Below are 11,208 nucleotides of genomic sequence, written 5' to 3' on the forward strand. Positions count from 1 at the left end.
TTAAATTTATGCCGGGCGGTTTACAACATGTTGCATGACGGCCGATATTTTTAGTGCCCTGTTTTTGGCTGCCTGTGCGGTTTCGCCGGCGAACAGGTCATCGATGGTTTTATTAAAGATGGAAAGCCAGGCGTTGAAGTGCACAGTATCGATAGCCATACCACGGTGTACACTCATCGGATCGCCCTCATACGTTTTGGTATAGAGCAGGAGTGTACTCCAGAAGTTACATAGTTTCTGCAGGTGCGTATCCCAGTCTTTGATGCGGGAGTTGAAGATAGGTCCGATAGTATCGTCTTCTCTTACCCTGGCATAAAATGTATGCACCATGAGTTTTATGTCTTCTTCGGTAGTGATATCGGTTAGCATAATTTAATACCTTTTTGTCTTTTATTAGAATAAAAAAAATGTCAGCGTTTCAGGAATCCAATGTCTTTACTGAGTTTTTCGTGAAACTCGTCCAGTTTGGTGTTGTTCAGCATCTGCGACATGTCTTCCCTGATTTTCTTGAATTCGTGGTGGATAGGGCAGGGCTTGGTTTCCGAGCAGTAATCCAGGCCGAGTCCGCAGCCGGAGAAGATTTTGTCGCCGTCGATGGCTTTTACAATATCGGCGATGGAGCATTGAAGGGCTTTTTCATCCAGGTAAAAGCCCCCGGTGGGGCCTTTGAAGGAGAGTAAGAGGCCTTTTCTGGTAAGTTCCTGCAGGATCTTGGCAATGAAATATTCAGGGGAGTTAATACCCGCAGCAATGTCCTTTACGCCCACTTTAATGTCGTTTTTGGACTGTTGTGCAATGTAGATCATTGCCCTGATGCCGTATTCGCAGGTTTTTGAAAACATAGGGCAAAGATAGGGGGAAATAATAAAAGACAAAAAAGTATTTTATTCCCTGGTGTTGTCTTTTGAATTATTCCGGGATTTTACGGTCAATGAGCTTCGCTAGGTGCCTATAGGCAATATGGAGTAATTGGAGAGGAATTAAAAGGAATGATATGGCTCTAAATAGGGAATTTCATTTTTGGTAGCGTATGCCGTATTTTTAAGTGTAGCATTTACAATCAATTCCATGTTATATAGACTATTGTTATCCTGTTTGTTAGTTTTATCTTTTGCCGCCAATGCCCAGTTGGTGTGGAAGTCCCAGAGCCGGCATGCCGGGGAATCCATGCCTTGCGGTGGCGGAGATATTGGTTTGAATGTGTGGGTGGAGAAGGGCGATCTCCTGTTTTATCTGTCACGTAGCGGCACCTTTGATGAGAATAATGCGATGTTAAAGTTGGGACGGGTACGCATTCGGGTAGAAGGGCATCCTTTTGACAAAGGGGATTTCCGGCAGGAACTGCATTTACAGGATGGGAGCGTGATTGTAAGTGGGGGTGGGGTACGTTTTGTATTGTGGGTGGATGTATTTCATCCCCTGGTGCATGTGAGTATGGAGAGTAAGACAGCGGTGCGGATGAGTGCTGTATATGAAACCTGGAGATATGAGGATCATGTGATCACGGATCCGGTGGAGTGCAGGGCAAATTCATATAAGGTCTTGCAGGATTTCCCCCTGCTTACTTATAAGGATGCTGTATCTTTTGTAGGGGACGGAGTGGTTTTTTACCATCGCAACAGGGCAGATATAGAGGATATCTTTGATTATACGGTGAGAATGGAAGGCATGTCTTCCGTGAAGGACCAGTTATATAATCCTATCCGCCATAATACTTTTGGCGGTGCGATGGTAGGAAAGGGAATGATAGCTGGAGGAAATACGGAGGGGCAGTATGCTGATACAAAATACCGTGGCTGGGAGTTGAAAACGGCTAAGCCGGAAAAGTCACAGGAGATTATAATTGGACTGCATGTAGCACAGACAAGTACACTGGAGGAATGGGAGAATGGGCTGGGGGCTTTGGTAAAAATCCCGGCGCATACACCGAAGCCGGTATCGGTTGAATTATCGGCTGATCCTTCAGCAGCGCGGCGGCGCAGCATTCAATGGTGGAAGCAATTCCGGGAGCGTAGTTATGTTCGCTGTGATTCCCTGGGCGCTAACTACGAACTATTCCGATATCAGCTCGCCTGCAATGCATATGGAGAATGGCCCACAAAATTTAATGGTGGCTTATTCACTTTTGATCCCTGCTATGTAGATAGTACAAAACATTTCTCACCTGATTTCAGGGCATGGGGTGGGGGTACGATGACTGCGCAAAACCAGCGGCTCGTGTACTATCCTATGTTGAAAAATGGAGATGGGGATATGCTGAAAGGACAATTTGATTTTTATCTGCGTATGCTGCATAATGCATCATTGCGGAGCCGGGTCTACTGGAATCATGGAGGTGCCTGCTTTACGGAGCAGATAGAAAATTTTGGTCTGCCGAATATCACGGAATATCATCCTAAACGCCCTGCAGGTACTGATCCTGGTGTAGAGTACAATAAGTGGCTGGAATATGAATGGGAAACGGTATTTGAGTTTTGCCTGATGATGTTGGATCAGCAGCGATATGGGGGGGGGAGTATTCAGCAGTATCTTCCATTTATAGATAGTTGCCTGTCTTTTTATGAGGCGCATTATCATCAGTTTGATGCCCGGGGGCATTATATTTTTTATCCTACGTCGGCTGCAGAGACCTATAAGCTGACGTATAATTCCACGACTGTGATTGCAGCTATGCAGACGATTTTGCAAAGGCTCAAACAGGTAACTGCTAATCCACGATGGGATACTATGCTTGCACATCTACCGCCTGTTCCGCTAGGCGAATACGAAGGTCATACTACCATCTTACCCGCAGAGAAATGGGAGCGTATCCAAAACAGGGAAACGCCACAACTGTATCCTGTATTTCCCTGGGGGATTTATGGCATTGGCAAACCGGGGCTGGATACTGCTATCAATACCTACAAATACGATCCACAAGCTGTGGCGCAATGGGATTATGTGGGTTGGAAACAGTATTCCATCTTTGCTGCCAGGCTTGGGCTGACAGCAGATGCCGCGAGATTAAGTGTACTGAAATTCAAAGATGGGCCTCATCGTTTTCCTGCATTCTGGGGACCTGGTTTTGACTGGACACCGGACCACAACTGGGGTGGATCGGCTATGGTAGGGGTACAGGAAATGCTGTTACAAACGGATGACCGAAAGATCTATTTACTGCCTGCATGGCCTGCAAACTGGGATGTCTCCTTCAAATTGCATGCACCTTATGAAACGACAGTGGAGGGGGTGGTAAAGGGAGGAAAATTGATTTCCCTGAAAGTGCATCCTGCAGCAAGGGCAAAAGACGTGATATATCCAAACCGGGGTGGCATATGATTTGATTTAACTCAGTTATCCCCAAATGGATAGCACTGATATGCAAAACGGTACCATGATCCAGTATTTCCACTGGTATACTCCCGCAGATGGCAGTTTATGGAATGAAGTGAAGAAGAATGCCAAAGCCCTGGCAGCGATGGGCATCAATGCCGTATGGCTACCCCCGGCTTATAAAGGGGCAGATGGCCCGAATAGCCATGGCTATGATGTTTACGATATGTACGACCTGGGTGAGTTTGATCAGAAAGGCTCTGTGCGCACCCGATTCGGTACAAAAGACGAATACCTGGCGGCTGCAAAAGCTATTAAGGAGGCAGGTATGCAGCTTTACGTGGATGTGGTGGCCAATCACCTGATAGGGGCCGATGAAACGGAGAAAATCACCGTACGCAAAGTAGACCCGGAAAATAGGAATGAGTTCATTTCAGAGCCATATGAGATAGAGGCTTACACTAAATTCACCTTTCCCGGCAGGAAAGGGAAATATTCACAGTTTGTATGGGATCACCGTTGTTTTACGGGTATTGACTACGCGGCGGATACGCAGGAGACGGGAATCTTTACCATCCAGAACGAATATGGCGAAGGATGGGAAGAAGTGGTGGATGATGAAAAAGGCAATTTCGATTACCTGATGGGGGCGGATGTGGAATTCAGGAACCCTGAAGTGAGAGAGGAGTTCAGAAGATGGGGAGAATGGTATTATAATACGGTGAAATTTGATGGTTTCAGACTGGATGCGGTGAAGCATATTACGCCTCATTTTTTCAGGGAATGGCTGGAGCATATGCGGGCGCATACAGGCCGTGAAATGTTTGCAGTAGGGGAGTATTGGGCACCCGGACAGTTAGATTTGTTACTGAAATATATAGATGCGACAGAGGGAAAGATGTCATTGTTTGATTCTTCGCTTCATCATAACCTCCATAGCGCGTCAAAAGGTGGAAAGGACTATGACCTGAGTAAGATTCTGGACGATACTCTGGTATCCGCTAAGCCTTTCCTGGCAGTGACGGTAGCCGGGAATCATGATACGCAGCCTTTGCAGGCCCTGGAGGCACCGCTGGATGACTGGTTTAAGCCGCTGGCTTATGCATTGATCCTGCTGAGGGAACATGGGTATCCATGCGTGTTTTATGCAGATTTATATGGAGCGGAATACACGGATAAGGATAGGGAAGGGAATGACTGTCATATCCTGATTGCGCCTGTTTTAGGGCTGGATAAATTGATTTCAGCACGGGATAAGTATGCTTATGGCGTGCAGCGGGATTATTTCGATCATCCGAATTGTGTTGGCTGGACCCGGGAAGGAGATGAGGACCATGCAGGTTCCGGATGTGCGGTGGTAATGAGTAATGGAGAGGAGGGGAATAAGCATATGGAGATCGGGAAGCGGCATGCGGGGAAAAAGTTCAGGGATATAACGGGGAGCAGGGAGGAAGAGATTACGGTGAATGAAGAGGGCTGGGCGGAGTTTACGTGTGGGGCGGGGTCTGTGGCGGTGTGGGCGGAAGCTTGACGGAGAGCAGTTTTATGGATAGCTGGTTTTATGGATAGAAGGTTTTAGCCCTTGGTTAAAACCTTCTATCTTTATGCACTCTAAACCTGAATTATGACCAAAATCCTTTGTCTCTCTTTGGCGCTGTCATGCAGCATACTCAGCCAATTAAAAGCACAGAATAAAGAATTTAAAAATGATGCGCCGGTATCACCCAGCCGGATTCTGAAAATTGATTCTGCTGTAGTCACCCATCATGAAGTTACTATCAAGGGGCAGCGCGTACCTTACTCTGCTTCAGCCGGCAGTATGCCCATCTGGGATGAAGATGGCCGTCCGGTAGCAGGAGTGTTCTACACTTATTATGAAAGAGAGGATATCAAGGATAAATCAAACCGCCCGTTGGTGGTCTCTTTCAATGGTGGTCCAGGTACACCTTCTGTTTGGATGGAAATAGGCTATACCGGTCCCCGTTTGCTCAACATAGATGATGAAGGTTATCCTGTACAGCCTTTTGGTATGCGGGACAATCCCAACTCTATCCTGGATGTGGCGGACATTGTATACGTAGATCCGGTAAATACGGGTTATTCCCGTCCTGTGAGCAAGGATGTACCAGGTTCCCGCTTTTATGGCGTGAATGCAGATATTAAGTACCTCGCAGAGTGGATCAATACTTTCGTGACCCGCAAAGGTCGCTGGGCATCTCCTAAATTCCTGATCGGGGAGAGCTATGGTACCACCCGTGTATCCGGTTTAGCGCTGGAGCTGCAGGATGAACAGTGGATGTACCTGAATGGGGTGATCCTGGTATCACCTACTGACCTGGGTATTGAACGGAGTGGCCCGCTGGATCAGGCACTGAGTCTGCCTTACTATGCAGCTACTGCCTGGTATCACAAAAAACTTCCTGCTGATCTGCAGTCAAAAGACCTGAATGATGTATTGCCGGAAGTAGAAAACTTTACCATCAACGAACTGGTACCTGCTATTTCCAAAGGAGGTTCCCTGGACGATGCGCAGCGCAAGGCACTGGCTCAACGTATGAGCCGCTACAGTGGTTTATCTGCACAGGTGTATTTAGAAAATAACCTCGTGGTTCCTTATAATTTATTCTGGAAAGAACTGCTGCGCGATCAGGGTTATACAATTGGTCGCCTGGATTCAAGATATAAAGGGCTGGATAAGCAAACTGCTGGTAACAGGCCTGATTATAATGCGGAACTGACTGCATGGTTACAGGCTTTTACTCCGGCGATCAACATTTACCTGCGTGATGAATTGGAATATAAAACTGACCTGAAGTATAACATGTTCGGACAGGTATGGCCATGGGATAGTCAGAATAACAAGACTGGTGAAAACCTGCGCCAGGCTATTGCACAGAACCCGTTCCTGCACCTGCTGGTACAATCCGGTTACTATGATGGTGCCTGTGATTACTTCAATGCAAAGTATAGCATCTGGCAAATGGATCCGGGTGGTAAGCTGAAAAGCCGCATCAAATGGGAAGGTTACAGAAGTGGTCATATGATGTACCTGCGCAAGGATGATCTGGCTACTGCGACTGAGAACCTGAGGAAGTTTATTAAAGAGGCGACACCTGCCAAGGGTACGCCGGCGAAATATGAATAAAATTGCAGGAGGTTGTCTTACAGGTAAAATGCTGCCTGGTTTTATCCGGGTACCTGATGTAAGGAAATGCTGAATAGACGAATTCCGGTAACTTCAGTTTTACTTTTAAGATAACCTCTTCTTTTTATAGCACTATGGAAAGACTGCTACAACATGTACAACGCTATGTAGAATTGGACAGCGAAGAACAGGAGCTGTTGCTTGCCTGCATGCGGTATGAAGAAGTGCAAAAGAAATCACATTTGCTGAAACAGGGAAAGATCTGTACGGCAAGATATTTTGTGACGAAGGGATTGTTGCGCCAGTATATCATCGGTGAAAACGGGGCAGAGCAGATTACGCATTTTGCACTGGAAAACTGGTGGATAGCGGATTATGATAGTCTGGACAGGCAGCAACCTTCGGAGTTCTCTATCCAGGCAGTAGAGCCATCCGAATTGCTGGTGCTGGACAAAAGTATGGAGGAAGAATTGTTTCGGAGGGTGCCGAAAATGGAGCGCTATTTCAGGCTGGTATTACAGCGGTCTTACGCCGCATCGATGATGCGGATCAAGTATATTTTTACTACGAGTGGTGAAGAACGATATAATCATTTTAATAGTTTGTTTCCTGAATTTATACAGCGGATTCCTCAATATATGTTAGCTTCTTACCTGGGTTTCAGTGCTGAGTTTCTAAGTAAAATAAGGGCTAAGAAATCTTGAACTAGTTCAAGATTTTCAGGGGTAATTCTGTTGCAACTTTGTGTCAACAACAAAAACACAAAGACATGCAAAACAGAATTAACCTTGGACAGGTAGAACCCGAAGCGTATAAAGTAATGATGGCGTTTGAGAAGTACGTACATGGTACCAGACTGACCCCTATTCAACGTGAATTAATTAAAATCAGGGCTTCACAGATCAATGGTTGTGCATATTGCCTGGATATGCATACAAAAGATGCACGTAAGCTGGGCGAGACAGAGCAAAGGATTTATACTTTGTCTGCCTGGAGAGAAACGCCATTCTTTACAGCAGAAGAAAGAGCGATACTGGCGCTGGTAGAAGAGGTAACGGAGATCAGCAAAGGGCATGTGAAGGATGAGACGTATGCAGCGGCAGCGAAGGTATTGGATGAACAGACGATTGCGCAGGTGATTATGGCAACGATTGTGATCAATAGCTGGAACCGGATTGGGATTTCTACGAATATGCAGCCGGAATAGCATATACTGAATTCGTATGAGTAAAAAAATGTGACAGGGAGCTACAGCCAGCTATTCAGGCAGGATAGGAAAGAGGAAATATCAAAAGTAATCTGAAGGGCTTTTGATATTTCCTCTTTTATTTATTTCCCGAGTTGCCGGATCAAGAATTCAGCGGCAGCTTTATTTACTTTGAGTTCATTGCTATATTTCATCCAGTGATGTGTATCATCAGGAATACTCAGCGTTTCATAATTCACGCCTTTTTTTTCCAGGCGATTGATCAGGTCTATGCTTTGGTTAAAATTTACATTCCTGTCATCATCGGCATGAATTAATAACACCGGCGAAGTCCATGTATCAACATAGGCTACGGGAGAGGAGAGAAGGGCGACTTTCTCTGCAGTATCAGCGTCTGGTGCAGGGGGTGTAGCAGGCGGCGCAGCAAATTGTGACCGGTTATGTACTCCATGAATATCTACTCCTGCAGCAAATAAGCGGGAGTCTCTGCCCAGTGCATGTGCGGTCAGGAATCCGCCATAGGAACCACCATAAATACCAATTCGCTTTGGATCTACCTGTGATTGTGCAGCGAGCCATTCGCCTGCTGCTTTTACATCCTGGTATTCTGAGGCACCCAATACACCTGCATTGGCAGGTTTGTGAAACTCATAGCCATAGCCGATACCCAGGCGGTAATTGATAGCCAGTACAATGAAACCGTTATCTACGAGGTATTGATTTAAAGCGTAGTCAATAGAATAATAATCCATCCAGTGCCAGCCTAAGACCATCTGGCGTTGTGGGCCGCCATGTACATAAACGATGGCAGGTTTTTTAGCAGGGCCGCCGGCAGGTTGGTATAATTGAGCATGAACGGGTGTACCATCCGGTGCTTTGAAGATGACCTGGGTAGGGGTGATTAATTTAGCGGCAGGGAAATCTTTAGGCAGGAGAGATGCGCTGATCAGCGAAGGCTTTCCTTTTCCAAAAGGCATCTTTGCTGTGAGCAGAGGCTGCTGGGCGGTAGCCGTGAATAGGATGATGTTTTGACCATCACCGGTCACCACCGGGTAAGTTTCGATGCCATCACCGGTGGTCAGCATTTCCATGGCTGCTTTGTCAACAGGAACGCGGGCAATATGTCGCCTGTCAATATCCTGTGGAGAGGGGCCGTTATTGGCGCTGAACACCAGCCATTTTTTATCGGCAGTGAGTGAGATCTGTTCACACATAAAATTGCCTGGTGTGAGCAGTAATGGTGTACCGCCTTTACCTGGTATGGAGTAGAGGTGTGGCCATCCATCGTGATAAGAAAGAAAGGTTACACTGTTGTTAGCACCCCAGTGCAGGTTTGTAGCACCATCAGTTGTAGGGATAGAGCCACTTAATGTGGCTGGTGCTTTCCACAGTAATGTAGAATTGCCCTCGCTGATGTTTGCTACTCTTATTTCCCAGGGTTTATGGCGGCGGGCGAGAATAGAATCCGGTGCTCCGCCTGTACCGGGTGTACGGACAAAGGCGATCTGTGTTCCATCTGGCGACCAGCGGGGAGAATTATCCTGTGCGAAACCCGGGGAAATCCACTGGATAGGTGCGGTAGCACTGGTATATACACCAATGAAGCTATGCCCGTTGCGATCGGATACAAAAGCGATTTTGCTACCATCGGGCGACCATTCCAGGGAGCTGCTGTTGCCTTTGATACTGAATAGTACGCGGGGGGGAGCGGAGCCATCGATAGCGATGATGTAGGCCTGACCGCCTTTGATAAAGGCGACGCTATCGCCATGTGGGGATACAGCTGGATAATCTCCTTCGGACAATACTTTGGCAGTGCCGCCTTCAAAGGGAACGGACCAGATTTCAGTTTTAGGAGGGATGGGGTCGTGTGTGGGGTTGACGGGGGTAAAACCGTCTTTGCCGCTATGATCGCCGCCCCGGGTATACACGACCCATTTACCGTTGTCGGATATGGAAAGGCTGGTGATTTCCTGTCCATCATCCTGTGTATAATTACTGAGTTTGCGGGGAGAGAAATCGGGTCCGGTGGCCACATAAACGTTTCTTTTTCCCTGTTCGTTCACTGCCCATGCTACTTTAGATCCCTGTGCGGCAGGGGTGAGTTCAGAAGGGAATGGATAACCGGTGATGGCTTCCATGGAGTAATGCTGGCCATAGGTCATGGAGGCGAAGCATAGATAAAAAGCTGTTAGTAAAGATGGTTTGCGCATGCATTATCTGGTTTACAATGGTGGGAAGGATGGTGGTGGGGCTAAGATAATGTCAATTTTTAAAAAATGCAGCTAAACATCGCTGACGCGTGAACCATCAGCGATGTTTAGTTGTGGACCTGCATTAGATTAAGCAAAAACCAATTTCTGTGGAATTAAGATTTTTGTTGCTGGATAATGTTCCTGATCACGAATTCGGTGAGTGCGTTACGGCCGGAAACGCCCAGTTTACCGGCAATTCTGTAGCGGTGGTTCTCGATTGTGCGGATAGACACGCCCAGTTCATCTGCCATTTGCCGGGTACTTTTACCTTCAGCGATCATTTTGATGATTCTGTTTTCTGCCTTACCCAATCTGTGATACAGTGTTTGTTGAGCAGTGTTGGGATTAGCCAGTGAGACGGTGCTGGTTTCTTCAGGAGGTCTTACGTGGTTAAACTTAGCGAAGCGGCCCAGGCGGGAGCGGATACTCAGGAGCAGGTCCCGTTTTCTGAAGGGTCTGGCCAGGTAATCGTCGGCACCGAGGTTCATGGCCATACGCATCTCCTGCCGGTTGTCCCGCAAGCTGATGAATATGAGCGGGATGTGATCATAAGCCGGATCATTTCTGAGGGCCATGATAAAATGGTGGCCTCCGGTACCGCGTAAGTGGGCACCGCAAATGATAAGGTCGGGTTGATGTTGTTGACAGATGATGATCCCTTCTTCCTCTGACGCGGCTGTGTATGTGTCATATGATTGTGATACAAGTAACTGACGCGTTTGTCTTACAAATACCTGGTCTTCATCTACAAGTAATATTTTATAGACTGCAGTGTTCATTAGAAAAGTTGATATACAGGTATGAAAAATTTAGCAGGCGCAACGTTCAAAGTGTTGCCTGCTCATGCCTGGGTAAATAAATGGGGACAGGAACTGAGTCTTGATAGCGCATAACGCCCGAAAAAAACGGTGTAATCGTGTACATCTTTTACTTGGTTAATATTAAGATTTTTACCTCCGGTGATATACAAATAGAAACGGGCTTTTTTAGGGCCTGTTAAGATCTGCCTCCATCAGTTGATATAGTCAGGTTTTTTTCTAAAAGATATGGGAGTGGTCTTTCTTCTGCGTAAATATGTATGAAATAACGGGTGTGGCTTCAAGGAATACTATTGCATACCAGTAAAATAAGCGCTAGTACTCAAAAATAGATGTGCTGATACCTCATTTTAAACAACGGCGAAACGAAAAGGATTTTCGCTTTCAGCTTGATTTAACAACTTTGCCGGGCTCTCAAACTAAGCACATCAATATCCTTATAACCACTTACCGGCCTGGTCTACTATAAGT

9 protein-coding genes are annotated in these 11,208 nt (G+C 46.6%); 5 read left to right on the forward strand and 4 right to left on the reverse strand.

Annotated features, from left to right (window positions below):
- Positions 1–6: 6 nt before the first annotated feature.
- Both DXN04_RS03285 and DXN04_RS03290 read right to left on the reverse strand, forming a co-directional pair.
- Positions 7–369: a group III truncated hemoglobin gene (locus tag DXN04_RS03285; protein WP_116851860.1), complete on the reverse strand. Its 363-nt coding sequence runs from the start codon at positions 367–369 to the stop codon at positions 7–9.
- A 41-nt stretch (positions 370–410) separates the two neighbouring features.
- Complete coding sequence (locus tag DXN04_RS03290) at positions 411–842, reverse strand: RrF2 family transcriptional regulator (protein ID WP_116851861.1); 432 nt, start codon at positions 840–842, stop codon at positions 411–413.
- Positions 843–1,068: 226 nt separating this feature from the next.
- Between DXN04_RS03290 and DXN04_RS03295 the strand changes: the two genes are divergently transcribed.
- The 5 genes from DXN04_RS03295 to DXN04_RS03315 all read left to right on the forward strand — a co-directional run bounded on the left by DXN04_RS03295 (position 1,069) and on the right by DXN04_RS03315 (position 7,664).
- Positions 1,069–3,318: a DUF5703 domain-containing protein gene (locus tag DXN04_RS03295; protein WP_116851862.1), complete on the forward strand. Its 2,250-nt coding sequence runs from the start codon at positions 1,069–1,071 to the stop codon at positions 3,316–3,318.
- A gap of 25 nt (positions 3,319–3,343) precedes the next feature.
- Positions 3,344–4,843, forward strand: a complete 1,500-nt coding sequence (locus tag DXN04_RS03300; RefSeq protein ID WP_233525510.1) for an alpha-amylase — start codon at positions 3,344–3,346, stop codon at positions 4,841–4,843.
- Between the two features lie 93 nt (positions 4,844–4,936).
- On the forward strand, positions 4,937–6,457 hold the full coding sequence (locus DXN04_RS03305; protein WP_116851863.1) for a S10 family peptidase: 1,521 nt from the start codon (positions 4,937–4,939) through the stop codon (positions 6,455–6,457).
- Positions 6,458–6,591: 134 nt separating this feature from the next.
- The gene (locus DXN04_RS03310) at positions 6,592–7,161 is read left to right on the forward strand and encodes a Crp/Fnr family transcriptional regulator (protein WP_116851864.1); all 570 of its coding nucleotides are present in this window, start codon (positions 6,592–6,594) and stop codon (positions 7,159–7,161) included.
- Positions 7,162–7,226: 65 nt separating this feature from the next.
- The gene (locus DXN04_RS03315; RefSeq protein WP_116851865.1) at positions 7,227–7,664 is read left to right on the forward strand and encodes a carboxymuconolactone decarboxylase family protein; all 438 of its coding nucleotides are present in this window, start codon (positions 7,227–7,229) and stop codon (positions 7,662–7,664) included.
- A 122-nt stretch (positions 7,665–7,786) separates the two neighbouring features.
- Here DXN04_RS03315 and DXN04_RS03320 read toward each other — a convergent pair whose 3' ends face one another.
- On the reverse strand, positions 7,787–9,877 hold the full coding sequence (locus DXN04_RS03320; RefSeq protein ID WP_116851866.1) for a S9 family peptidase: 2,091 nt from the start codon (positions 9,875–9,877) through the stop codon (positions 7,787–7,789).
- 155 nt (positions 9,878–10,032) lie between these two features.
- Positions 10,033–10,698: a response regulator transcription factor gene (locus tag DXN04_RS03325; protein ID WP_116851867.1), complete on the reverse strand. Its 666-nt coding sequence runs from the start codon at positions 10,696–10,698 to the stop codon at positions 10,033–10,035.
- Positions 10,699–11,208: the final 510 nt, after the last annotated feature.

It is taken from the genome of Chitinophaga silvisoli (assembly GCF_003412465.1).
Lineage (GTDB): Bacteria > Bacteroidota > Bacteroidia > Chitinophagales > Chitinophagaceae > Chitinophaga > Chitinophaga silvisoli.